This window comes from Leptolyngbya sp. NK1-12 (genome assembly GCF_032598965.1).
Taxonomy (GTDB): Bacteria; Cyanobacteriota; Cyanobacteriia; order Elainellales; family Elainellaceae; genus Elainella.
On sequence record NZ_CP053587.1, the window covers coordinates 701,091 to 725,705 of the forward strand.

Genomic DNA, 24,615 nt, shown 5'->3' on the forward strand with positions numbered 1-24,615 from the left:
CAGTATTGAATACGGAAGGGATTCTATCATGGCACCAGTTGCAAGCAACGGATTCATTTTAATTGTGGATGACAATTCAACCAATCTGTCGGTCCTTACAGAAGCACTGAGCGGCGCTGGATTAGACTTCCGGGTTGCTATGAATGGAGAAAGTGCCCTCGCCCTGGTTGAACGGCATCGCCCCGAATTGATTTTGCTGGACGTGCAGATGCCTGGCATTGATGGGTTTGAAACTTGCCGTCGGCTCAAAGCTAATCCAGCAACTCAAGCTATTCCAGTCATCTTTACAACCGCCCTTGCCGACAGAGACAGCAAAGCCCAAGGCTTCTCGCTTGGGGCAGTCGATTACATTCCCAAACCATTTGATCAAACGGAGGTGCTAGCCAGATTGCGGGTGCATTTACAGCTCAAACAGCTAACCGAATCACTCGAAGAACAGGTACGTGAACGAACTGCTGCCCTACAAAAAGCGCAGGTGCAACTCGTGCAGCAAGAAAAGCTCTCTAGCCTGGGCGAGATGGTGGCAGGCATTGCCCATGAAATTAATAATCCGATCAATTTTATTGCTAGCAACATGCAGCCGCTCCAGGAATATATTGCTGCAATCACAGAAATTTTGCATCTGTATCAGCAGGAATACCCGTCGCCATCGCCAAAACTGTTGGCGGCGATCAAAGAACTAGATTTAGAATTTGCCCTGGGAGACATCACCAAGATCCTGAACTCGTTTAGACTGGGCACCGAACGCATCAAGACGATCTCGACCTCGCTCCGCACCTTTTCCCGCTCGGATAGTGAAACTCAAGTTCTGGCAGATTTGCATGAAGGACTAGACAGTACCCTGCTGATCCTCCAGCATCGGCTCAAAGGAAAAGGCCATTCTCCTTGCATTGAAATCCTCAAGGTCTATGGCGCATTACCTCCCGTTCTCTGCTACCCAGGCCAAATGAATCAGGTGTTTATGAACCTGTTAGCCAATGCAATTGATGCCCTAGAAGAAGCGGCACTGCAGGGCAAATGGACTAACCAAACCCCTCAGATCCGGATCACAACTGAAGCAAAAGCCGATCAGCGGGTAGCAATCACCATTGCAGATAACGGGATTGGGATTTCAGAATCCATCCTCCAGCGCTTATTCGAACCACTATTTACGACAAAACCCGTCGGTAAAGGGACCGGCTTGGGGTTAGCGATTGCCCACCAGATTATTGTGGAAAAACACAACGGCACCCTCAGCGTCAATTCTCAAATCGGGCAAGGGGCGGAGTTTGTGATTGAGTTACCTGTGATTGGGTTACCACAGTGCTGATCCTATCGTAAATCAACCGCCGTAGAACGAATCATCCGGTCGATCAGGTTGGTCAACCGCTCAACCCATAGTAAGCTATTCAACTTAATTAAAACTAAGATCAGGGTGTTATCGCCGCCCGAAGGGCGACAACACCTCCTTTGGGTTTCATATTTAATTATGTTGTTCTACTTAATGATGTAAAAAGGCAGCAAATTGAGGGAAACAGCACTTAAACGGTCCAGAGATCGACAATCTGATTAAAATGTCACTACAATTGTGAGTAAGAGGTGCGGGTAGGCGGTCGATACAACCCAGCCTCTACCTCAAGAAAAAACGTTTAAGACTCTGTTGCAAGAGCAGTTGCAAGAGCAGTTGCAAGAGCAGTAGTTTACTCGCTTCTTTTACTATTGCTGCTGTTTACTCTTACTGCCTCCTAGCTTCACTGTCTTTTTCGTGATCTGCCTTATAGCCCTAATGTAGGCTATAGGTAAATTTTCTTATGTTCGATTGCAATACCTAGTTGATTAAAAAATCGTTTACTTATAACTGACGGTTAGTCTGACTGAGTAACGCATGCAGATTTGTGTAAAGGATTTAGCCAAGAGAAGCTATCTCGTGTTCAGAGCCGCCTGCGTCTAATTTTCGTAGTCTGCTAGCACATGGTTGGCATCTAGAATACCAGCCAGGACAGCAATGCACAAGCATTACGCAACTGAATCCGTATTTCATCGATAAACTGATGTATTTAATCTTTACCCAGGGAGGCAATATCCACAACATCAAATCTTCATATTAAAAATCGTTAATAAATCTACAGCTAAGAAGCAAATTTCTTTGTTATCTTGTTTGTGTTCGTTTGAATATAGCCCTTATATTCTCCACTTAACTACTGTTTCTCCTACTGTTTCTCAATTGAACTACTGTTGCCAACCAAATTCCTGCTTAAAAAACATCACTCTACTCCACAACAACACCCCAGCAACCACCCAACTGCTACTGCCTACGGCAACGCTGCGCGACCCACAGAAGCCAGCTACCACCCATCTACCGTTCGGCTGAGCCGCTCACGGCGAAGCCCATCCACTCCTACTAAACCTTGAGCAAGGAAATCAGTCCAATGCTGAACCTATCTAAACCGACAGAATTCACTAAGCCAGAAGCTAACTGTTTAGCCAGCTATGTGCTGGAAATGCTGACAGCCATCAATGTCGATGCCCTGAAGCCCTCCTTTACGCGGCTGCCAGAAGATCCCTACTTAGAAGGCCATTATCGGTTCAGGCGGCTTTCCCACTTTCAGGTGATGGGCAATCGGTTAATTCAAATGCCCCATCGTCGCCTGTTTCAAAGCAAACAGTACAATCCGCTGTTGGGAGATGTGATTCGCGAGTATGCCGAGCTAGAGGATGAGTTGATTCAGCTCGAAGACTTTCAACGATTGATTTGGGAATTCTTCCAGTTCTGTCAGCTTTGTTCGGATTCCAATGAAATCGCCGTGCACCAAATTCGCACTACCGCATCCTCGCAACAGTTAGGCAATCCCGCACCCGAAGGCATTCACCGCGATGGGGTTGATCTAGTCGGAATTTTCTCGGTCGATCGGTACGGCATTGACGGCGGCGAAACCCATCTCTACAAAACCAAAACCGACCCACCCGCCTTTAGCAAAGTTCTTAATCCAGGCGAATTTCTGGTATTCCGGGATGATCAATATTTCCACTACACCTCACCGGTCAAGACTGTAGATGTTGAGCAGGGTACGCGCGATGTGTTTGTGCTCACCTGCCCCGGTTTATTTCCGCCAGACGCCTAGGAGTTTGCTATGACAATGCTTGATCTGGATTGGATTCGCGCTCAGTTCCCGGCTCTGTCGCAGACCCTCAACGGCCACCCCGTTGTATTTTTGGATGGGCCAGGCGGCACCCAAGTTCCGAGGCGGGTGATTGAGGCGATTAGTCACTACCTGCGCAGTTCCAACGCCAATGCCCACGGAGCCTTTGTGACCAGTCGCCAAACCGATGCGCTAATGGAACAGGCCAGAGCTGCAGTTGCCGATTTTCTGGGCTGTGCCGACGATGAAGTCGTATTGGGGGCCAACATGACGACACTGACCTTTGCCATCAGTCGGGCGATTGGGCGCGAGTTGCAGCCCGGTGATGAGGTGGTGGTGACCAGCCTCGACCATGACGCGAATGTGGCTCCCTGGCTGGCATTGGCGGAACGCGGTGTGGTGGTTCGCACGGTGGATATCCACGAGCAGGACTGCACCCTAGACATGACCGATCTGGCTCAGAACATTACCGAACGGACCAAACTCGTGGCGATTGGCTATGCCTCGAATGCGGTCGGCACCATCAACAATGTGGCTCAAGCGGTGAGGCTGGCGCGAGCGGTGGGAGCTTGGGTGTTTGTGGATGCGGTTCACTATGCGCCGCATGGTTTAATCAACGTGCGCTCGCTGGACTGCGATTTTCTCACCTGCTCGGCCTATAAGTTCTTTGGCCCCCATGTCGGTATTCTCTACGCTAAACGCGAGCATCTGGCGCGTCTGCGTCCCTATAAACCTCGCCCTGCGCCGGATCAAGTTCCGTTTCGTTGGGAGACCGGCACGCCCAACTTTGAAGGCATTGCCGGAGTGGTAGCCACGCTTGATTACCTGACCGAATTGGGGCGGCACACCTCACCTATAGTCACCACTCGGCGTCAGGCCCTCAATACGGCGATGGTAGCCATTCAGGAATATGAACGCATCCTTTCCGAGGCATTGATTCCCCATCTGCAAGAAATTCCCGGCATCACGCTCTACGGCATTACTGACCCGACGCAGTTTGTCTGGCGCACGCCTACAGTGGGTCTGCGGATGGCGGGCTATTCTCCCTTGACTCTGGCTGAAGCCTTAGGCGAGCGGGGTATTTTCACCTGGAATGGCAACTTCTATGCCCTCAACTTGACTCAGCGGCTGGGAATTGAGACGAACGGCGGTTTGCTGCGGATCGGCTGTACCCACTACAACACCATCGAGGAAATCGAGCGGTTGCTGCATACGCTGCATCAGTTAGCGCTGCATCCGGTCGCCGCCTGATAGGAGGACTATGAACAAAATTCTCGTCACTGGAGCGAGGGGACAGATTGGGAGCGATTTGGTCAGTGCCTTACGCGAGCACTATGGAGCGACAAATGTGATCGAAAGTGGTTGGCGAGCACCGCCCCATCTATCTGAATCACAGCTTTTTGAAAGCTTAGATGTTACCGATCAGCGCCAGCTCTACAAATTGATTGAATACCATCAGATCGATACAATCTACCATCTAGCCGGAGTTCTATCCGCTAAAGGAGAACAGCATCCAGAACGCTGCTGGAACGTAAATGTTAACGGTTTGCGCAATGTACTAGAGGCAGCAAAATGCTTCGGCATCCAGGTATTTTTTCCCAGCTCCATTGCCGTTTTTGGTCCCCATTCTCCCAAACTCGACACCCCCCAAGTCACGGTTGAAGATCCGACTACGATGTATGGGATCACTAAGGTAACGGGAGAATTACTCTGTCAGTACTATGCTCAGCAGGGCGTCGATGTCCGCAGTTTGCGCTTACCTGGAATTATTAGCTACAGCGCTCCTCCTGGCGGCGGCACCACCGATTTTGCTGTCGAGATGTTCCACGCCGCTGTTCAGTTCGGCACCTACACCTGCTTTGTCCGTCCCGAAACCCGCCTGCCAATGATGTATATGCCGGACGCAATTCGAGCCATTCTGGGTCTAATGCAGGCTGCCCCTACCGCGATTACTATTCGCTCCAGCTACAACATCACTGCCGTCAGCTTCTCCGCCGCCGAACTCGCTGCCGAAATTCAAAAGCATCTCCCTGATTTTGTCTGCCACTACAAACCCGATTTTCGCCAAGCCATTGCCGACTCCTGGCCCTCGGTGATTGACGACTCCAGAGCACGTGCCGACTGGGGATGGAAACACAAGTATAATTTGGCGGCGATTGTGGAGGAGATGATTGGGGAGATAGGATTCAGGAGTCAGAAAGCTGGGAATTAAAAGGTGGGGGGTTTGATTTGGGTTAGTTCCACAAGTGTTGATCCAGAAAACCAGCGTAGATGCAAACTTCCGTGGAAAGGAGATGTATAAATGAAAACTAAAATGTTAGTAGAAAGCTTCCAGGATCAGTCAATGGTTCTGTGTCGCTTCGTTGCCTGAGCCGCCCACAGATGAATCGCGGGCTATTGAAGTAAGTCCACTATACGCTTGCGTTCCCGCAGGGTAGGGGACTAAACCTCTTACTTCGTCTGCTACTCTGCGAGCAGGCTGCTCCTACAGCAGACTTCCGCGATTAGCCCGCCATGGATTCGCGGCTGGGAGAAGTACGAAGTCAAACGCTGGATTGACCCAAAACTCTGAACAGACGCAGCTTCAACCAATTCTACATTCTGACTCCTGTCTCCTGTCTCCTGTCTCCTGTCTCCTGTCTCCCAACAATTATGAAACCCTCCCTCTCCCTCTTTCAATCAATCCTGGATGAGATCGATCAATCGCATCTCACCAAAACAGAACGGATCTTAACCACACCCCAGGGTGCGGAAATTAGCGTTGCCGGGAATCGCCAGGTGATAAACTTCTGTGCCAACAACTATTTGGGGTTGGCGAATCATCCAGGCGTGATTGCGGCGGCTCAAGCTGGTATTGCTGAGTATGGCTTTGGTTTGGCGTCGGTGCGGTTTATTTGCGGCACCCAAACTATTCACAAACAGCTAGAAGCTAAAATTTCAGAATTTTTGGGTACCGAGGATACGATTCTGTATACATCCTGTTTTGACGCGAATGGAGGTTTATTTGAAACAGTGTTAGATGCGGATTGTGCTGTGATCAGTGATGCCCTCAACCATGCCAGCATTATTGACGGAATCCGGCTTTGTAAAGCACAGCGCTATCGATATACCCACAGCGACATGCAGGAGTTGCAACAATGCCTGGAAAAAGCCCGTTCTGCTAAAATCCGCCTGATTGCTACCGATGGAGTGTTCAGCATGGATGGCGATATTGCCAAGCTAGAGCAGATTTGTGACCTGGCCGAGCGCTATGACGCTTTGGTGATGCTGGATGATAGCCACGGAACAGGAGTATTGGGTGCAACCGGACGTGGTACGGCAGAACACTGTGGAGTCATGGAGCGAGTCGATATTATCACCAGCACGCTGGGTAAGGCATTGGGCGGTGCATCGGGAGGCTTTACGTCGGGGCACAAAGTAATCATCGATCTCTTGCGGCAGCGATCGCGCACCTATTTGTTTTCTAATACATTGGCCCCTGCGATTGCTTACACCAGTATTAAAGTAATCGATATGCTTAGGCAGACCGATCAGCTTCGTCAACAGTTGATGGAAAATACCCGCTATTTTCGTCAGCAAATCCAGCAGCAGGGCTTCGAGATCAAAGCGGGGATTCACCCAATTACGCCGATCATGCTCTACGATGCCAAACTGGCGCAGGAGATGGCGCAGGCGCTGCTAGACGAAGGTATTTATGTGATTGGGTTCAGCTATCCGGTGGTACCGCAGGGGCAGGCGCGGATTCGGGTGCAGCTATCGGCAGCCCATACCCGCGAGCAGTTGGATCAGTGTATCGATGCTTTTACACGGGTTGGTCAGCGTTTGGGCGTCATTCCAGCCTGAAGGAGCCAGCCTGAAGGAGTGAACCATGATGGAATTACGAGAGGAATTACGAGAACAGATCCATATTTCACCTGATCGCCTGGATGCCTTGAATGCCGTTTTGGTTGATGCAGAGATGCAGGTGATCAATGACGTTCTGGCGATTGTTGCCAAATACGGCACGCCAGCAGAAATCAACGCTAAAGCTGAGCAGGCTATGCAGCTCTCTACCTTGCTACGACAGGTGGAACAGATCCGGCCTGATTATATTCCGCAACTGCATTGGCTGAAGGAACAGGCCGAGAACCAGGCTTTTATCAGCATTGCCGACTACCGCCGCCAAATTTTGGCTGACGCTGCCGCCAATATTAACTTTGCCGATGCATTTGCTGTAACGCTAGAAATCAGCGCTTGCCAATATTTTCCCTGGATTATTGCCGCCGCTGAGCAGGTGATAGCTCGCCAAGAGTTGCTGCCCGCTCGCTTCATTCAGGTGCGCAATATGAAAGAGCAGGAGGCCGATGGGGATCTGGTTGCCATTCTCGCCGCAATGCAGCTGATTGGCGCTAGTTTCGTCGCCACACTCGATACCAAAGGCACCGACGGTTCCAACATTCATCTAAACGGACCCAGCACCATTACTGGCTACTTTGGTGGAGTCGGTCAACCCAATGCCCATGCACTGCAATGGTTGGATGAATATCTTTATTACTACACCCGCTATGGAGTACGGCAGGTGTTGAATCTCAATCCCGGCACCGTGTTGCTCGGCTATCTGCTACATCGCCTTGGGGTAAATATCGAGTTCAAAATTTCTGTATTCATGGGCAACGACAACCCTTACTCGGCGCTGTGGACCCTGCTGACCGCCAAACTGTTTGCCAGAGATGATGGCTCTACGCCACTAGTTGGCTTCAACTGGAGCAATTCGGTAGACAACGACACCATTGAACGCACTGCTCAGATGCGACAGGCGCTGGGTTTGGAACAACAGGTGCGGTTTGAGCATCACATCACCGAAACCTGGAAGAGTATCGTGCGGCAACCCTACAATCGGCGGGATGAGCTGTTGGCCCTCGCAGATCACATTCCCAACATTTCGGCCAAGCATGAGGGCGGCGATCCAGCAATTGAACGAACTCGCGAACATCCTTCTGATATTCTCGATTATTTTCGTGATAAATCAGAGATTATTGCCGCTGGCGATTGGCAACACCTGACGCTGAATTTCCTTGATAAGTTAGATGCCGTGAATCAAACAGCCCAGGCATTGACCAAGCGGGGGTTGGCGTTTGTAGCAGCCAGGAAGCTGCATCGGTGAAAAGGTAAGTGAAAAGGCAAAAAACATGAATTAGGCTGGAGCCGCTCCCAACAGGCCCACAACACCAAATAACATACTCAGTCGCTCCCAAGCAATCAGGCGCTGGTAGGCATGGTCACTTCGCTGCTGTTGATACTGCACGAATGCAATCCCTAGACACAGCATGGTAACAGAGGCAAAACCACCGAAGACCAGGGGATGCACCATCGGCAGGTAGAAGAGTGCAATCGGGATCGAGATAATTAGCAGCACGACTAGCCCCCAGGCAATAAAAAAGGCCGTGTTGGCTCCCCAGCGATTGGCGACAGTAACCACACCTTGACTACGATCACCTTCTGCATCGTGCACATCCCAGATCAGCTCTTTGGCTAAGGTATAGCAGAACAGGAATCCAGTCGGATACAGCATGGCGAAGGGTTGACCAACCACTAAACTGCCCAGAAAGATCAAGGCGGATACGATTGCGGCAACAACCAAATTACCGAGGATACCGTTAACAAGCAGAATATGGGAGTAGTTCCATAGTAGAACAATACTAATAGCCACAAGCAGGAGTGGGTAGATCCCTAGTGGAATGGCAGCTAACACCGCCAGCCCAAACAGCCCAACCGCCAGCCACCAAGCCTCTGGCAACGATAGGTTACCCGATGGCAGTGGGCGTTCCGGGTGATCGATGCGGTCTTTTTCCACGTCCCAATAATCATTGATCACACAGGCAGCAGAAAACATTAAAGCCAGCACCGTAGCCGTCAGCAAATAATCAGACAGCGGCAGGGTTTTGTCGAGGGCATAAACCGTAGCCCAACCTGCCATACCGGCTACAATCGCCACGGGTAAGCGCAACAGATGAACTAATGCCTGAATCGAATCGATGCCATCTAGTTTCGCTAGCATAGAACGCACCTATAAACTCAAAGTAATTTGGAAATTGCCACCTGCATTCGCTCTAATGCCTTATTGATATTTTCTAAGGAGTTCGCGTAGGAAATTCTTAGGTATCCATCGCCATATTCACCAAAGGCTGTACCTGCCAGCACCGAGACGCCCGCCTCTTCCAGCAGATAATCGGCCAGGGCATTACAATTCAGCGGCAACTGCTGGACATTGGGAAAGGCATAGAAAGCACCTGCCGGTTTGAGGCAATGTATACCCGGAATTGCGTTTAAACCCGCCACGACCACATCCCGCCGCCGTTGGAATTCGGCCACCATTTGATCAACAAAATCCTGGGCTTCTCTCAACGCTGCCATGCCCGCAATTTGGGTAAAGGCACAGGTGCAGGAGTTGGAATTGATCATCAATCGCACGATGCCTTCCACCAACGGTTTGGGCAGAACACCGTAGCCGAGTCGCCAGCCGGTCATGGCATAGGTCTTGGAATGACCATCGAGCAGAATTGTGCGGTCCCTCATGCCCGGAAACTGAAGCGGACTAACGTGGTTACCGTCATAGAGAATGCGCGAGTAGATTTCATCCGACAGAATATAGAAATCGTGGCGCTCGGCCAGTTCGGCAATTGCAGCTAGATCTTCTGCCGCTAACAAACCGCCGGTAGGATTTTGGGGCGAATTCAGGATCAGCAAGCGGGTCCGGTCCGATACGGCTTGGCGCAAATCGTCAAGGTGAAACCGAAAGCCCACATCTTCCTTCAGCGGCAGCGGCACGCCCTTGGCCTCCACAAACCGAATCACCGATTCGTAGATTGGAAACCCCGGATCAGGATAGATCACTTCATCACCGGGATTTACCAAAGCCATCAACGTGAAGAAAATAATCGGTTTGGCTCCGGGCGTCACCACCACGTCACTCGGATCAACGACAACTCCACGGCTGAGGGTAATATATTCAGCAATCGCTTCCCGCAGTTCCGGCAGTCCTGCCGCTGGAGTATAGCCTGTGTAGCCATCCTTCATGGCCCGAAAGGCGGCTTCACAGATGGGAAAGGGGGTCGGAAAGTCGGGCTGGCCGATTTCGAGATGAATAATCGAGCGGCCCTGCGCCTCTAGCTGTTTTGCCTTAGCAAATACATCAAAGGCAGATTCGGTTCCTAAGCGACTCATTCGTTCGGCAAGTTCCATCGGCAACACCTCATGGATAATTTACGAATAAACTTCAGGATTGACACAGTGGGGCAAGCGCTTGCCCTGGAGTCCGGCGATTAGATTTTCGATGGCCATCGTCGCCATTTTGGTGCGAGTCTGGCGGCTGGCGCTGGCAATGTGGGGCGTGATGATCAGATTTTCTAGCGTCAACAAAGGACTATCGGACGGAATCGGCTCCGGCTCGGTGACATCAATCGCCGCTGCCGCAATCTTGCCCTGACTAAGTGCACGATACAACGCAGCCGGGTCCACCACAGCCCCTCTGGCCGTATTGATTAAAACCGCTGAAGACTGCATCTGCTCAAACTGGTAGTCGCTGAACAAATGGTGCGTTTGCGGTGTTAGGGGCGTATGAATCGTGACAAAATCTGCCCTAGCCAGCAGTTCCTCAAACGCAACAAACTCCACACCCAACTGCTGCTCCAACTCCGGCGAACAGCGGGTTTGATTCGTATAGAGAATCCGCATCTCGAAGCCTTTGGCACGGCGAGCAACGGCCTGCCCGATCCGGCCCAGTCCCACAATTCCCAAGGTGGCGCCGCCCACATCCGCTCCCAGCAGCAAATCCGGCTCCCAGGTCTGCCATTGATGAGCGCGAGTAAGCCGCTCCGCTTCCACCACTCGTCGAGCCGCCGCCATCAGCAACGCCCAGGCAAAGTCAGCCGTCGCATCCGTCAGCACATCCGGCGTATGCCCCACCGGAATTCGTCGCGCCGTTGCCGCCGCCACATCGATATTGTCGTAACCGACCGCCATCTGGCTAATCACCTTCAAATTCACACCGGCCTCAATCAAGCGGCGGTCAATCGGATCAGTCAGCAGGCAAAGCAACCCATCCACCTGCCGAATCCGGTCGAGCAACACCTCATAAGGCGGCGGCTGCCGTTGCGGCCACACTTCCACCGAGGCGAAGGCGTCGAGGGCGTCGAGGCTAGCAGGGAGGCGGCGGGTGATCAGGATTTTGGGCATGGTTTGGGAGGGGGTGGGGGGTAGGGGGTGAGGGGTGGGGGGTAGGGGGTGAGGGGTGATAATGAATGTTGGATGGGATGGTTATTGGTTCTAGTTAGTTAGGTGTCGTTAGGTCATAATGAGGTCACGATGCTTTTACATGGGCGGTGGTTTAACTTAAATATCGGCAATTGGTCGGATTTAAGATGATTTGACGTTGGCTACTATTTACTATTTGTTTACAAGTTACTATTTGTTTACAAAACACCAAGAAAATCCAGATTTACCAGAGAATTCCACAGTACCTATTACACCTCCCCCATCTCCCCACCCCCTACTCCCTACCCCCTACTCCCTACCCTCCACCCCTCACCCATAACACTCCCTAAGAACACGCCGCATGATTTTATTTGAGGCCGTCCGGGGGAGGGCATCGAGGATGACTAGATCGTGGATTTTGAACAGGGGGTTGAGCTGATGGGCGATGGCGGTTTGCATGGCTGCTTTTAATTCTGTCTGGGTTTGTTGGGTCTGGGGTGCAAGAGTGGCATAAATAATTAGCTGACTCGGTCCGCCGTTGGGTGGGGAGAAGGCAATGGCGGCAGCTTCTTGGATTCCAGATACGCGGCTGACGACCTGTTCGATTTCGGCAGAACTGACTTTGATGCCGCCCAAATTCATCGTGTCATCGACTCGGCCACAGACGCGGTAGTAGCCGTTGGGGAAGCGTTCGATGTAATCGCCGTGGCGACGGAGGGGGGTGGGAGTGGGGGGGGAGGGTGATCGGGAAAGTTTGAGATTGGCTTCTGTCTCCTGTCTCCTGACTTCCCCAAAATAAACCCGATGATGATCTTGATTTAGCAATTCGGTGGACAGGCCGATCGAGGGGGGAATGATGAAGGCTTCGCCTTTGTTGGCGGGATAATGGTCGGCATCGAGGATGATAAAGTCGAGGCCGAGGGCGGGGGTGGTGAAGCTGGCGGGAGCACAGGGCTGGACGAGGGTGCTGGTAATGTAGCCGCCGCCGATTTCGGTGCCACCGCAGTATTCGATGATGGGTTTGTAGTTGGCTAATGCCATGAGAAACAGCATGTCTTGTGGGTTGGAGCATTCACCGGTGGAGCTGAAGGCTCTGATGGCGCTCCAGTCTAATCCGTGCATGCAGTGGCTGGCTTTCCAGGCGCTGACCAAACTGGGCACAACACCTAACATTGTTACTCCTGCATTTTGGATAAATTCACCATACTCGCGCGTGGTGGGGGCACCGTCGTAGATGGCTAGCGTGGCGCGGTTGATCAAGCTGGCGTAGATCAACCAGGGTCCCATCATCCAGCCGAGATTGGTGGACCAAGCCAGGATGTCACCGGGGTGAATGTCGTGGTGTAGATGGGCATCGGTGGCGCATTTGATTGGGGTGGTGTGGCTCCAGGGGATGGCTTTGGGATCGCCGGTGGTGCCGGAGGAGAACAGGATATTGGTGTGGGCCGCGGGCTGAGCTGGAATCGGGTCGAAGCGTTCGTTAGAGCTGAGAAAGTCAGGCCAGGGGAAATCACCGGGTCGTAATCGGACGCTCGCAGTCGGTTTAGATGAATCTCTAGATAGAACAATTGCTGGAGGAGCCGCTGCCTCGATCACTTTGGCATAGAGCGGTAGCAGTTTCCCACAGCGTTGGATGTAGTCTTGCGTGAAGACCAGTTTGGCTTTGGCGATTCGTAGCCGGGTAGCAATTTCAGCCGCCGCAAAACTGTCTGCAATCGATACCACCACTCCACCCACCTGGATAATGCCAAGGTAAATCGCTACCGCCTCTGCCGTCATCGGCAAATCGATCGCTACCGCATCGCCGGGTTGCATGCCTAAATCTATTAGGCCGTTTGCTACCCGATTCGCCAAAGCTTTTAATTCTCCATAGGTCCAGCGGTTCAGCGGTTGATTTTCCGACTGAGCCAGAATTGCCGGAGCATCTTCTGCGGCTTGAAAACAGCTTTCGACAATATTCAGCCGCGCATCTACTAGCCAATCAGGAGATTCTATCCCATGAGATAGATCAACCAATTGGGTGTAAGGTTGCCGGAAGCGGATTCCCAACCGTTCAATTATCAGACTCCAGAAGGCGGCGCGATTCTGAACTGACCAGGCATGCAGTTCGGGATAGGAGCGGAAATTGAGCTGGCGCATCAATGCGGCGATGTGGGTCGCCTCGATCTGTTCGCGCGTGGGAAACCAGGCGGGCGGCGAGCCTTGTTGGCTATTCCACTGTTGGCTATCCCCCTCAGCAAAGGTCAGTTCGTATAGCAGTAGGTGCAACGAGAAGGGATGATGGGGCTGGAGCAGATCGCGAGTTAGGGTTTGCCAAGCATCAACTGCTGGTAGGGTCAGACACAACTCGATTTGCGGTAGAAGGGCAATCGCTTCATCCTTGTCTACACCGCACTCAAGCAGTTGCGCTAGTAACCCCTGCTGCATCATTGCCGCTGCCTCATGTTCTAACCTCACAGTCCAATCTCACATTTCAACCTCACAGTCCAGTCTCACAGTCCAGTCTCACAGTCCAATCCGATGCTGCCGGTCGCTTTCTAAGCCATCCCAAAATACCGCGATGGCATTGAGAATTTCCTGGCCGCCCTGAATGAATTTGGCTCGCTCAAAACCGGGTTGGAAATAAACCGCCTCTAGTTCTTCCAGCGTGTGACCCGCATGTTGGGCTTCTACGCGATTGTGCCAGGTGAAAAAGGCTAAGCGCAACTGGGGATGGCGAGTTTGTTTGATGCGCGTTAATCCGTCCTCTAGCTCCTGCCAGAACCCTGCCGCCGCCCAATTTTCCACAGCAAAGCTGGCTCCCTCGGCAATGTTGGGGTCGTCGCTGCCGTAGAGCCGCTGCAACTCATCGCAGAAATACAGCGTTGTAGCTGTGCCATGCTTGCGTTGACCAATATCTTCGTAGTGCAATCCCAGCCCTTCAGCCACGGCAGTCAACCATTCAAAATGGGCCGCCCGAAATCGACAAATGCCGCCATCTACCGTACCTGTGGTACTGACAAACTCGGGATCGCCTTCCCGGTCTTTTTCCTCATCACTTTTGGCGGAGGCATCGACTGAGCCATCGAGTTTGCGATAGATCACGCCCAGCTCATTCAGCAAAATCTCTCGACTGGCACGGGACTGTTGCAAAGTGGGCGAATTGATCACCTTCAGCAGAGCCGCCACCAAAAACTGATTCGAAAACACCGAGAATTGGCGAATAAAATGGCGCAGCTCGACATCGCTGGCTTGACCAGTCCGAAACCAAGCTGTATAGGCATTAGCCGTGATGATGCGGTGCTGCAAAAACTCCCGCTCGACCTGATGCAGAAAATCCTGGAACTCATCCACCTGCTGCGGCGTTAGCTCACCTCGATCTAAGCGGTCCTGAATCCGTGCAGAAACCGTGAGGGAATGAGAGGACGGTAATAGAACTGAACTCATACGGGAACTACTCCTAAACCGCGAAACGAATAACAAATGACCGGAATTGTCTAGCTCCTCCAGCTCAATGGGTACTGCATATCTTCTATATCAACCGCCTGCCGCGTCAGTTGCAACGGGCGAAACGTGTCAATCATCACGGCTAGTTCATCGGTGCGTTCTTTGCCAATCGAGCCTTCATACATGCCCGGATGGGGACCGTGGGGAATGCCATTGGGGTGAACCGTAATCGATGCCGGCTCAATGCCTTTGCGCGACATAAAATTCCCTTCGACATAGTAGAGCACCTCATCGGAATCCACGTTGGAGTGATTGTAGGGAGCCGGAATCGCTAAGGGGTGATAGTCAAACAGACGCGGCACAAACGAACAAATCACGAATCCAGGTGCCTCAAAGGTCTGATGTACTGGCGGCGGTTGGTGAATCCGTCCGGTAATCGGCTCAAAATCAGCAATATTGAAGGCGTAGGGATATAGGTAACCATCCCAGCCAACCACATCCAAGGGATGGTGCAGATAGAGATAGGTGGTGATTCGATTGCGAGCTTTTACCCGTACCTCAAATTCACCAGATTCATCGTGGGTTAGGAGGTGTTCCGGCGGGCGCAGGTCCCGTTCGCTGTAGGGTGCATGTTCCAACAATTGCCCGTAACGGTTGAGATAGCGGGCGGGCGGTTCGATATGGCCTTGCGCTTCGATAATTAGCAAACGCTGAGCCACATTTATATCCGGCACCATGCGCCACATCACTCCCGTCGGTATCACCAGATAATCGCCAGCTCGATAGGGCAAGATGCCATACTGAGTCTCTAAAAAGCCGCTGCCCTGATGAACAAATATCACCTCATCCCCATGGGCAAATCGATACCAATAGGACATCGGTTCCGTCGGATGGGCCACCGAAATGCAGACATCTGCATTCGCCATTAACGGAACCCGAGCGCTAATCGCATCTCCCTGACTTAAGGCTTTACCCGTGCGCAGATGCCGATGCCGTAACGGCCCCATCTCCTCAAACTCCAGCATCACCATCTGCTCCAGCCGAATTTTCTCAACCTGAGTCGGCGGATGCAGATGATAGAGCAACGACTGAACACCCGTAAACCCGCGCAATCCCATCAGCTCCTCATGGTACAGCGAGCCATCCGGCTGACGGAATTGGGTATGTCGTTTAGGGGGGACCGTGCCCAGACGGTAGTAGTACGTCATCGCCGCAACTCAAAACTTAAAACTCAAAACTTAAAACTCAAAACTTAAAACTCTATCAAAGGTTGCCTCTTAGCGCTTGTTCCCGTTCAATCGCCTCAAACAATGATTTGAAATTGCCTTCACCAAAACTTTCAGCTCCGTGGCGTTGAATGATTTCAAAAAAGAGGGTCGGACGATCTTCCAACGGCTGCGTAAAGATTTGCAGTAAATACCCCTCCTGATCGCGATCAACTAAAATTCCCAGGTCTGCTAGCCGTTCAATCGATTCATCAATCTGACCGACTCGCGCCGCCAGATCTTGATAGTAGGTAGACGGTACATGCAAAAACTCGACTCCGGCTTGCCGCAGCTGGGTGACGGTTGCGATGATATTAGCGGTAGAGCAAGCGATATGTTGAATTCCCGGCCCCTGATGGTATTCCAGATATTCTTGAATTTGGGATTTCCCTTTGGCGGGAGCGGGTTCGTTAATCGGCAGTTTGATTTTACCGGAACGGTCCTGCACAACTTTAGACGACAAGGCCGAATAGTTGGTTGATATAGCGTCGGCATCAAATTGGACCAGAAGCTGAAACCCCATCGTGTCGGCAAAAAACTGCACCCAGTGGTCCATTGCCCCCTGCTCAACATTGGCAACGATGTGATCAATCGCTTGCAGCCCTGCATCCGCATCGGGTGAGGTAGAGCGCGATTGAAATGCTTGAAACTCCGGCGCGAAATTGCCCCGGTAGTCCCGCCGATCGACAAATTTGATCAGGACATCTCCATAGGCATGAATGGCACTATAGCGGAATAGGCCATGCTCGTCTTCCACCAACGTCGGAGGTACTGCCCCCATCGCTCCCCTAGCCGTTACGGTTTTGTAAGCAGCTATCGCATCGGGCACCTCCAGCGCAATCACCGCAACGTGATCGCCATGTTTCAGCACCTGCTGAGCAATTGGATGATCAAGCGTCAGTGCTGTACTCAAAACAAACCGAATATGGCCCTGTTCAACTAGATAAGAAGCGACCTTGCGGCTGCCCGTCTCTAACCCTCGATGGGCCGTCGTTTTAAATCCAAAAAAAGCCTCGTAGAAACCGGCTGCTTGTCTAGCATTGCCGACATAGAATTCTAGATGATCATAACCAAGAATCGGAAAGAAATCAGTCATTAGATTCCTCCTGAGTAGAGGAAATACAAGCCGTGAACACTCTTCGAACCAATGCAAACTTTTAATAAGTTACGCTTAGAGCTTGTTTGTAAACAAAGATTGAGATCCCCCTAAATCCCCCTTTTTAAGGGGGACTTCAGAGATTTGACTCGGTTCCCTCCTTATTTAAGGAGGGTTAGGGAGGATCAGATGTGAAGTCGATTCTAGCCTCTTAAAATTCATTTACAAACAGTCTCTTAGAAAATGTTTATCAACTAATTTTTATCAACTAATTGTTTATCAATCAGGTTGCGTACTAATGGTGCCTACTAACGGTGTAAGTAATTACATACTACATCTGAATTAATCGCGTGAATAATTGTCAACAGAAATTACCAAAACCAATCGGAGCAGAAAGCACAACCAATAGCTGAAGCGGCAGCTAAATAACAAAAGAAATTTGTACAGGACAATATTGTAGAGTTGCTAAATTGCTCGCTTAAGCAGAGTTCCTAAGGCTTCTTGAATCAGTGGCAATGGGAAACTGACTAATTTGAGAAGCCATAATTAGATTATAGATTCAACTTTCTCAACTCGCCCAGTAAAATTAATTCATAAAATTAATTCATAAAATTAATTCACCGGTTCGTTTGATGCTGTTTCATCTGCTTTCAATCTACGGAATATTTGGCGTTACTTCATGCGTCTAGAGAAATAAATGTCATAGCACCAAGCATGATTAACAGCAGGAATATCCCAAGCAATGGCATGATCCCACTCGATCGGTCTTTTGTTCTGTTTGCTAACAAGAGTCAGGGGAACGAGAATCAGGACACCAAGAAGCAGATGCCGTTTGCAGTAGCTTGATTGATCGCATATGCTAATCTTGACCTGCCCAGGTTAAAAACCTTAAACCCAACAATGGGACTTGAGTAATCAATGCCTTCTCTGACTATTCCAATAGCGACTCTGCCCGCTAACCAACCCCGCTCCAGCCATACTGAGGCCATGCGCCAGGACACTATTGCCTATTTAGAACACCTCGCTCAGCAGGGAGACTACCTGCGCATTCCGTTGGCTTTTGGTTTAAGCGCTTATTTCATCAATGACGCTGAGGCAGTGCAGGAGATTTTGCTCAAGCAGGCTCGTAAGGTTGAGAAGCCGTGGAATGTCAAACAAGTTGCCAAGGGGGTGTTTGGTGAAAACCTGTTCACCAGCGATGGCGAGTTATGGCAGGTATTGCGCTCCACACTCCAGCCAGCATTCCAGGCTAAGCGGCTGAATGCTCAGGTTGATATGATGGTCGATACAACCCACTCCCTAATGGCGTCGTGGCAAGTAGGACAAGTAATCGATATTCCGACCGCCATGATGGATCTGACGCTGGGAATTACAACCCAAGCGCTGTTTGGGCAAGACTTACGCCAGAGTGCTACTGCCACATCGCTGCTGCGCTTTTTAGATTTATTCTCGGAGCTGATCAGTCGTTTTCCCTTGCCCCTCTGGATTCCGACCCCAAAGCATCTCGAAATTAAACGCCACTTTCGCCTCATTAATAACTATTTCAAAACGCTGGTTGCAGCACGGCAACAGTCGGGGCAAGATAACGGCGATGTGCTGTCGCTGCTAATTCAGGCGCAAAAGACAGACTCCTCTGATCGATTGAGCGATCAGCAAATTTGCAATGAGGTTTCCAATCTCTTTGCGGCTGGCTATGAGGTGGTTTCCCACACGCTAGCATTCACCTTCTATCTGCTCTCACAGCACCCGCAGGTTGAAGCGCAGCTCCGCGAGGAATTGGACAATCTGCTAGGTCAGCGAGCCATTACCGCCGCCGATTTGCCGCAACTTACCTATCTAGAGATGGTGCTGAAGGAGTCAATGCGACTGCTGCCAGTGACGACGGTATTGGGGCGGCAGGTGGTCGAGGAGATTCAAGTTCCTGCCGGCTACAGGCTTCCAAAAGGCAGCCTGGTCCTGATCTCCCCCTGGACCCTACAGCGCCGAGCAGATTACTTTCCAGACCCTCTCAAGTTCGATCCAGAGCGATTTCGAAACCCGGAGGCTATCCCCAAGTTTGCCTATTTACCGTTCTCTGCCGGTCCGCGAGTATGCATCGGCAACCTGCTAGCAATGATGCAGATGAAAGTAAATTTGGCTGTCTTATTGCGAGAATACCGCTTTTCAACTGTGCCGGGCTATCAGTTTCAACCCATCTACCGCTTCAATACTCGCCCGCAGAATGGTTTACCAATGGTGATAACGCCATCTACCCATTCACCCAATCCTGATCACCAGATAGGTGTAAACTAACACATGTTTGACTATTTAGTGATATACATTAAACAACATAAGCTGTTGCTGTTTAACTTGCTGTTAAACTTGTTGTTTAACTTGTTGTTAAACCTGATATTAAAAGATAGAAAAGGGAGACAGATAGCTGATCCTTTACAATGCAGAATAGAATTGAGCTAAATGTGTTACAGTTTTCTGCAGCTAATATGACGAAATAATATAACAAAAATGACAGTCACAGTATTCCAAGAGACGACTGAGATGAGCTAGAATTGGGGAAAATGTTTTCCTCTAGTCGTTTTGCTGAATCAAAGTTTGAAATTTAAGGGTTTGAAATTTAAGGGTTTGAAATTTAAGGGTTTGAAATATTTTCAAACTTCTGACTCCTATGCTCCCTCCCCTCCACCTCCTGCTTACCTCCATCGTGGACTATGCTGGCCTGTTTCCACCCGCGCAGCTCAATTTGTCGGAAGCAATGGCTACCTATGCCCAGGCGCAGTCGTCTCCCCAGTCGTGGATGCTCAATTGCTTTATTTTGCCCGCCACTCATCTCTCCAATTGGATCAAGCTGCTGCCTCAATTCAGCCATTTTTCCATCCAGCCTTGGCCGCTGAGTGTGATTCTTTCCCAAAACTGGACTACTGAACTGGAGCAAATCCAGTCGCTCATCGCCGCTGAAAAAGGCGACCGGCTGCAAATTCGGACCTTAGAAGTTGCTCCCCTGCCGCCAAGCGCCATCTCGACAATCAGCCATCAGTTGCCGCCCGAAATCGAAGTCTTTTTTGAAATCCCCTTTGACGCTGAGCTAGAGCCATATCTCCAAGCATTGCACCAGGCCGGCAGAGCCGCCAAACTGCGCACCGGGGGCATCAATTCAGACCAATTTCCTGGCTCATCCCAGCTAGCTCAGCGAATTTTGGCCTTAGCAGAAGCTGCTATTCCCTTCAAAGCAACGGCCGGCCTGCATCATCCACTTCGGAGCCGCTATGCATTGACCTACGCAGCCAACAGCCCAACCGCAACCATGCACGGCTTTCTCAATCTAGCGATCCTAGCGGCATCGGCCTATCAGCACTCTCTCTATCAGCACTCCCTGCCCCTAGAACAGGCGGTTGCCCTCCTGGAAGAAACCTCGCTCGCCCAGTTTCAATTCAGCAACACAGCCATTAGCTGGCGCAATCAGCTCCTTTCTACAGATGCCATCGCCCAGACTCGTCAGCTATTCTTTCGCTCATTCGGCTCCTGCTCCTACCAAGACCCCATCACCGATCTGGAGCAGCTAAAACTTCTTTAGATTTTTGCAGGAGCCAGGCTTCCCAGAGCGTCAGCCGACGGGAGCCAGAAGTCAGGAGCCAGGAAGTCAGCAACCAATTCCAACCCTCCCCCATCTCCCCTCGTTCGGCGAGGCTCACGAGCCGCATCTCCCCCATCTCCCCCATCTCCCCTCGTTCGGCGAGGCTCACGAACCGCATCTCCCCCATCTCCCCCATCTCCCCTCGTTCGGCGAGGCTCACGAGCCGCATCTCCCCCACCTCCTCCACCTCCCCAACATGATCTGCTCCACCGACGCTACCCACAATCCCGATCTACGCAGTTGGCTCGAATCCGCCAACCAAGCCGACACGGATTTTCCGATTCAAAATCTGCCGTTCGGGGTATTTCAAACTGGCATGAACGGGCCACGGATTGGGGTGGCGATTGGCGACCAGATTCTCGACTTAGCCGCCTGTACTGCGGCCGGAGTCTTCCAAGAGCTGCCAGAGCCGCTGCAAGCCGCCTGCGCTGCTGCAAGCCTCAATCCCCTGATGGCGCTGGGAGGAGCCGCTTCCTTGCCGTTACGCCACCATCTCAGCCAGTTGTTGCAAGTCGGAGCCACCCATCCGCCGGCTGATCAAATTTTGGTGCCGATGGCCGAGGCTCAGTTGCTGTTGCCGGCCACCATTGGCGACTATACCGATTTCTATGCTTCGATTTTTCACGCCACGAACGTCGGCAAGCTGTTTCGCCCCGATCAGCCTTTACTGCCCAACTACAAATATGTGCCAATCGCCTACCACGGACGCGCCTCATCGATTGTGGTCAGCGGTACGACGATCAAGCGGCCTTCTGGGCAACAAAAGCCCGCTAACGCCAGTGCGCCCGTTTTTGCTCCGTCGCAAATGCTGGATTATGAGCTAGAGGTGGGCTGTTTTGTCGGCACTGGGAACGAACTCGGCCAGCCGATCGCCATCGACCGGGCAGAAGACCATCTGTTTGGGATTTGTTTAGTCAATGACTGGTCCGCTCGCGATATCCAGGCGTGGGAATATCAGCCGCTTGGGCCGTTTCTGTCTAAAAGTTTTGCCACCAGCATTGCCCCTTGGGTGGTGACGCTGGAAGCTCTAGCGCCGTTTCGTGGTGAAGCCTTCGCGCGGCCAGCTGACGATCCGCCCAGTTTGCCCTACCTGACCTCGGCGATGGACCAACAGTGTGGCGCGATTCACCTGACGTTGGAGGTCTGGCTATCTTCGGCTCAAATGCGTCAAGCTCATTTGCCGCCTTTGCAGGTCAGCCACAGTTCGCTACAGCAGCTCTACTGGACCCTGGCCCAAATGCTGACGCACCATAGCAGCAATGGCTGCAATCTGCGGACCGGGGACCTATTCGCCAGCGGAACTGTTTCGGGACCAGAGGCAGGTATGCAGGGCTGTTTGCTGGAGTTAACGCAGCGTGGCAGCAATCCGCTCGTTTTACCGACTGGGGAAACGCGGTCCTTTTTAGCCGAGGGCGATGAAGTGATTCTACGGGGTTATTGCGAACGTGAGGGCTATATCCGCATTGGGTTGGGCGAGTGTCGTGGGCAAGTCATCTCAAATTAATACTAACGAGGTAGCATCGGCAACATTCATCTATTTATAATGTGGTTAGATGCACAATGGCTTCTGATCGCTACGTTCTACCATCAACTCTGAATTACCTGACTCTGATCACTATGCTCTGAGCAACTCTGAGCAACAAGTTTTGAGTGGAAAGTTCATAACGCTTGCAGTTTTTTCTCCAGGTTAGTTGTCGTTTATTTGTCGTCTATTTAGAGTGCTGCTGGCTTAAAGCACCTTAATCTAAAGCAGCAGAGCACTCGTTTATCGATTGGTTAGAACACCATTGGCTAAGACGCTGACTGCGCCTAATGCTGAGCATATTCAGTAGATCGCAGATCATGTTGAGATCCCCCCAACCCCTTACAAAAGGCTACGGTGCATACACAAGTCCTCTCGGCCCCCTAAATCCCCCATTCATGGGGGACTTTCAGTCAACGTTAAACCAATTTTTCCCATGCTTTAGACCAAATCAGGTTCGGAAGTCCCCCATTTATGGGGGATTAGGGGGCTAAAACGCCTCGAATCCTAACCAACTCGATTTGTGTGTACACCGTAGTTACAAAAGGAAGGAACCGTAGGCGAAGCCTGTGCCTAGCACATACCAACCGTAGTTTGAAGTCCCCCTTATGTTGGCGAAGCCTGCCCTGCGGGGAAAAGGGGAATTGTGCGATGCACACGCTGCGCGAACAAACCCAAGTCTAGGGATCAAAACAAATTTGTTTTCAATCGATTGATAGTGCTTAGCATCTTTTTGCAGTCACTATTGGCTGATTAACCCATTGCCTGATCGTTCCTTTCTGAGTTCTAGCCAAACACAACGATTAAACAGCTCAGGAGAATTGTAATGAAGCGGATTGAAGGAAAATTTATTGGCAGCGGTGGCCTCGATCTGTACTATCAAAGCTGGCATCCCGACCCGGAAACAACAGAAAAAACTCAAGCAACGGTGGTGATGGTGCATGGCCTGGGTGGACACAGTAGCTTATTTGAACCGGCTGTCGAGTATCTCGTGCCCCAAGGCTACGAAGTGTACAGCTTCGACCTCCGGGGTCACGGACGTTCACCTGGACAGCGAGGCCATGTTAATCAGTGGGCAGAATTCCGCGAAGATCTGCACCAATTTATGCAGCAGGTTCATCAGCAAAACCCAGACCGTCCCTGTTTCCTCTGGGGTCACAGCTTGGGCGGTACGATTGCGCTTGATTATGCCCTCCATTCACCCGAATTTTTAGAAGGCTTGATCGTAACAGCACCTGCGTTGGACAAAATTCGCGTTTCGCCGTTTAAGCTAGCGCTTGGCTACCTGCTGTCGCGGATTGTGCCTCGATTTAGCCTCAAGATCGGTCTGCGCAACGATGTCTGTCTCAAGAACCCTGAAATTTGCGTCGCCTATCTCCAAGACCCACTGCGTCACGAATATGGCAGTGCGCGGTTGGCGACCGAGTTTTTTGCTACCGTTAACTGGATTTATCGCCATATCTCCGAGTTAAAGGTGCCGTTGCTGCTGCTGCACTGCCGGGAAGATGAAGTCACCCTAGCCGAGGCGAGCCGAGAATTTTTTAAGCAGATTATATTTCTAGATAAAGAGCATCGTGAATATTCAGGTTGCTACCATGATTTATACATTGATGGAAATTATCAGGTGTTAGCCGATTTGAACCACTGGCTAGAGCGACACACTGGGGAAGATGATCAGTCCTTTACTCCCTGTCCGTCTTAAGAGGGTGGATGGGGGGAATTGGAGGGGGGTGCTGTTTCGGTGTTGCTGAATTGCAGTAAGATGCCCTCCAGACGTGAGTGAGATGCTCACACGACAAGGACAATTACGCAACCGTGCGAGCATCTTGTTCACGGATTCATAGCACTATTCAGCAACGTCGCTGTTTTTAATAACTGTTTTTAATAACTGTCTCGAGCAGGCTGCCCTAATTACTCTCAGAAAAGCTTCAAAAACTTAACATTTGAGACTTATTTTCTCAAGAAATGTATAAAGCCTGACATTTTCATAATTGACTCGCTAGACTAAAACTAACAGCTAGAGAGAGTTAGGCGTATTAGAGCCAAAATCTCAAAGCGTTTGTCTATTATTACTAATTGCTACTAACCTGAAAGGAGATTCTGGATTCAAAACTCAGGAATCAGAAGTCAGCATCCGTCTTACAGGTTGCATCTCAAAACTGGTGATTGGTCATTTATCTGCTCAGAAAACCGCAATGACATTAGAATATCACTAAAAGCATGTCACCAATGGTGCTATTGCCAGTGCTAGTGCCAGTGCTATTGATAGTGTCATTTGTGATTCATTTTTACTTCCAAAAAGGCTCTACAGAAAATTGGTGATTTGC

Annotated in this window: 18 protein-coding genes; 10 read left to right on the plus strand and 8 right to left on the minus strand. The window is 51.0% G+C overall.

All coding sequences use genetic code 11. The annotated features are described in order from the left end of the window. The first annotated feature begins 28 nt into the window (after positions 1–28). From HJG54_RS31260 to HJG54_RS31285, 6 genes are all read left to right on the plus strand, one after another. Positions 29–1,309, plus strand: a complete 1,281-nt coding sequence (locus tag HJG54_RS31260) for a sensor histidine kinase (protein WP_316437040.1) — start codon at positions 29–31, stop codon at positions 1,307–1,309. A gap of 1,099 nt (positions 1,310–2,408) precedes the next feature. Then, a complete protein-coding gene (locus HJG54_RS31265; RefSeq protein ID WP_316437042.1) occupies positions 2,409–3,101 on the plus strand; it encodes a 2OG-Fe dioxygenase family protein in 693 nt (230 codons plus the stop codon). A 9-nt stretch (positions 3,102–3,110) separates the two neighbouring features. Continuing rightward, a complete protein-coding gene (locus tag HJG54_RS31270) occupies positions 3,111–4,370 on the plus strand; it encodes a cysteine desulfurase-like protein (protein WP_316437043.1) in 1,260 nt (419 codons plus the stop codon). A gap of 10 nt (positions 4,371–4,380) precedes the next feature. After that, entirely contained in the window at positions 4,381–5,331 is a 951-nt protein-coding gene (locus HJG54_RS31275; protein ID WP_316437044.1) for an NAD-dependent epimerase/dehydratase family protein, read from the plus strand. Between the two features lie 440 nt (positions 5,332–5,771). Then, complete coding sequence (locus tag HJG54_RS31280; protein ID WP_316437045.1) at positions 5,772–6,962, plus strand: glycine C-acetyltransferase; 1,191 nt, start codon at positions 5,772–5,774, stop codon at positions 6,960–6,962. A gap of 25 nt (positions 6,963–6,987) precedes the next feature. Beyond that, positions 6,988–8,262, plus strand: coding sequence for a hypothetical protein (locus HJG54_RS31285; RefSeq protein WP_316437046.1), 1,275 nt, complete (start codon positions 6,988–6,990; stop codon positions 8,260–8,262). Between the two features lie 30 nt (positions 8,263–8,292). On the opposite strand, the gene HJG54_RS31290 is transcribed toward HJG54_RS31285, so the two are convergent. The 7 genes from HJG54_RS31290 to hppD all read right to left on the minus strand — a co-directional run bounded on the left by HJG54_RS31290 (position 8,293) and on the right by hppD (position 17,138). Beyond that, entirely contained in the window at positions 8,293–9,156 is an 864-nt protein-coding gene (locus HJG54_RS31290; protein WP_316437047.1) for a geranylgeranylglycerol-phosphate geranylgeranyltransferase, read from the minus strand. A 17-nt stretch (positions 9,157–9,173) separates the two neighbouring features. Further along, positions 9,174–10,340: a pyridoxal phosphate-dependent aminotransferase gene (locus tag HJG54_RS31295; protein ID WP_316437049.1), complete on the minus strand. Its 1,167-nt coding sequence runs from the start codon at positions 10,338–10,340 to the stop codon at positions 9,174–9,176. 21 nt (positions 10,341–10,361) lie between these two features. Next, positions 10,362–11,333 (minus strand): 2-hydroxyacid dehydrogenase, encoded by a 972-nt coding sequence (locus HJG54_RS31300; RefSeq protein ID WP_316437050.1) that lies wholly within the window; start codon positions 11,331–11,333, stop codon positions 10,362–10,364. Positions 11,334–11,681: 348 nt separating this feature from the next. Beyond that, positions 11,682–13,808 carry an AMP-binding protein gene (locus HJG54_RS31305; RefSeq protein ID WP_316437052.1) on the minus strand — a complete coding sequence of 709 codons (2,127 nt, stop codon included), beginning with the start codon at positions 13,806–13,808 and terminating at the stop codon, positions 11,682–11,684. A gap of 48 nt (positions 13,809–13,856) precedes the next feature. After that, entirely contained in the window at positions 13,857–14,777 is a 921-nt protein-coding gene (locus HJG54_RS31310; RefSeq protein ID WP_316437053.1) for a hypothetical protein, read from the minus strand. 50 nt (positions 14,778–14,827) lie between these two features. Continuing rightward, on the minus strand, positions 14,828–15,985 hold the full coding sequence (locus tag HJG54_RS31315) for a homogentisate 1,2-dioxygenase (protein WP_316437054.1): 1,158 nt from the start codon (positions 15,983–15,985) through the stop codon (positions 14,828–14,830). 55 nt (positions 15,986–16,040) lie between these two features. Next, positions 16,041–17,138, minus strand: coding sequence for a 4-hydroxyphenylpyruvate dioxygenase (hppD, locus tag HJG54_RS31320; RefSeq protein ID WP_316437056.1), 1,098 nt, complete (start codon positions 17,136–17,138; stop codon positions 16,041–16,043). 918 nt (positions 17,139–18,056) lie between these two features. Between hppD and HJG54_RS31325 the strand changes: the two genes are divergently transcribed. Both HJG54_RS31325 and HJG54_RS31330 read left to right on the plus strand, forming a co-directional pair. Then, entirely contained in the window at positions 18,057–19,430 is a 1,374-nt protein-coding gene (locus HJG54_RS31325) for a cytochrome P450 (RefSeq protein ID WP_316437057.1), read from the plus strand. A gap of 370 nt (positions 19,431–19,800) precedes the next feature. Next, a complete protein-coding gene (locus HJG54_RS31330) occupies positions 19,801–20,706 on the plus strand; it encodes a hypothetical protein (protein ID WP_316437058.1) in 906 nt (301 codons plus the stop codon). Here HJG54_RS31330 and HJG54_RS31335 read toward each other — a convergent pair. Further along, the gene (locus HJG54_RS31335; RefSeq protein ID WP_316437059.1) at positions 20,675–20,935 is read right to left on the minus strand and encodes a hypothetical protein; all 261 of its coding nucleotides are present in this window, start codon (positions 20,933–20,935) and stop codon (positions 20,675–20,677) included. The two genes, HJG54_RS31330 and HJG54_RS31335, sit on opposite strands and share 32 nt — an antisense overlap. 27 nt (positions 20,936–20,962) lie before the next feature. Between HJG54_RS31335 and fahA the strand changes: the two genes are divergently transcribed. Beyond that, positions 20,963–22,270, plus strand: coding sequence for a fumarylacetoacetase (gene fahA / locus HJG54_RS31340; protein WP_316437060.1), 1,308 nt, complete (start codon positions 20,963–20,965; stop codon positions 22,268–22,270). 844 nt (positions 22,271–23,114) lie between these two features. Then, positions 23,115–23,990, plus strand: coding sequence for an alpha/beta hydrolase (locus HJG54_RS31345; RefSeq protein WP_316437061.1), 876 nt, complete (start codon positions 23,115–23,117; stop codon positions 23,988–23,990). Positions 23,991–24,615: the final 625 nt, after the last annotated feature.

Bases quoted from the DNA above. Each gene is read 5' to 3' on its own strand.
- HJG54_RS31310 (WP_316437053.1), bottom strand. From the start codon at position 14,777: ATGAGTTCAGTTCTATTACCGTCCTCTCATTCCCTCACGGTTTCTGCA.
- HJG54_RS31315 (WP_316437054.1), bottom strand. From the start codon at position 15,985: ATGACGTACTACTACCGTCTGGGCACGGTCCCCCCTAAACGACATACC.
- fahA (WP_316437060.1), top strand. From the start codon at position 20,963: ATGATCTGCTCCACCGACGCTACCCACAATCCCGATCTACGCAGTTGG.
- HJG54_RS31280 (WP_316437045.1), top strand. From the start codon at position 5,772: ATGAAACCCTCCCTCTCCCTCTTTCAATCAATCCTGGATGAGATCGAT.
- HJG54_RS31265 (WP_316437042.1), top strand. From the start codon at position 2,409: ATGCTGAACCTATCTAAACCGACAGAATTCACTAAGCCAGAAGCTAAC.
- HJG54_RS31300 (WP_316437050.1), bottom strand. From the start codon at position 11,333: ATGCCCAAAATCCTGATCACCCGCCGCCTCCCTGCTAGCCTCGACGCC.
- HJG54_RS31330 (WP_316437058.1), top strand. From the start codon at position 19,801: ATGCTCCCTCCCCTCCACCTCCTGCTTACCTCCATCGTGGACTATGCT.
- HJG54_RS31290 (WP_316437047.1), bottom strand. From the start codon at position 9,156: ATGCTAGCGAAACTAGATGGCATCGATTCGATTCAGGCATTAGTTCAT.
- HJG54_RS31325 (WP_316437057.1), top strand. From the start codon at position 18,057: ATGCCTTCTCTGACTATTCCAATAGCGACTCTGCCCGCTAACCAACCC.
- hppD (WP_316437056.1), bottom strand. From the start codon at position 17,138: ATGACTGATTTCTTTCCGATTCTTGGTTATGATCATCTAGAATTCTAT.
- HJG54_RS31335 (WP_316437059.1), bottom strand. From the start codon at position 20,935: ATGCGGCTCGTGAGCCTCGCCGAACGAGGGGAGATGGGGGAGATGGGG.
- HJG54_RS31345 (WP_316437061.1), top strand. From the start codon at position 23,115: ATGAAGCGGATTGAAGGAAAATTTATTGGCAGCGGTGGCCTCGATCTG.
- HJG54_RS31275 (WP_316437044.1), top strand. From the start codon at position 4,381: ATGAACAAAATTCTCGTCACTGGAGCGAGGGGACAGATTGGGAGCGAT.
- HJG54_RS31295 (WP_316437049.1), bottom strand. From the start codon at position 10,340: ATGGAACTTGCCGAACGAATGAGTCGCTTAGGAACCGAATCTGCCTTT.
- HJG54_RS31260 (WP_316437040.1), top strand. From the start codon at position 29: ATGGCACCAGTTGCAAGCAACGGATTCATTTTAATTGTGGATGACAAT.
- HJG54_RS31270 (WP_316437043.1), top strand. From the start codon at position 3,111: ATGACAATGCTTGATCTGGATTGGATTCGCGCTCAGTTCCCGGCTCTG.
- HJG54_RS31285 (WP_316437046.1), top strand. From the start codon at position 6,988: ATGATGGAATTACGAGAGGAATTACGAGAACAGATCCATATTTCACCT.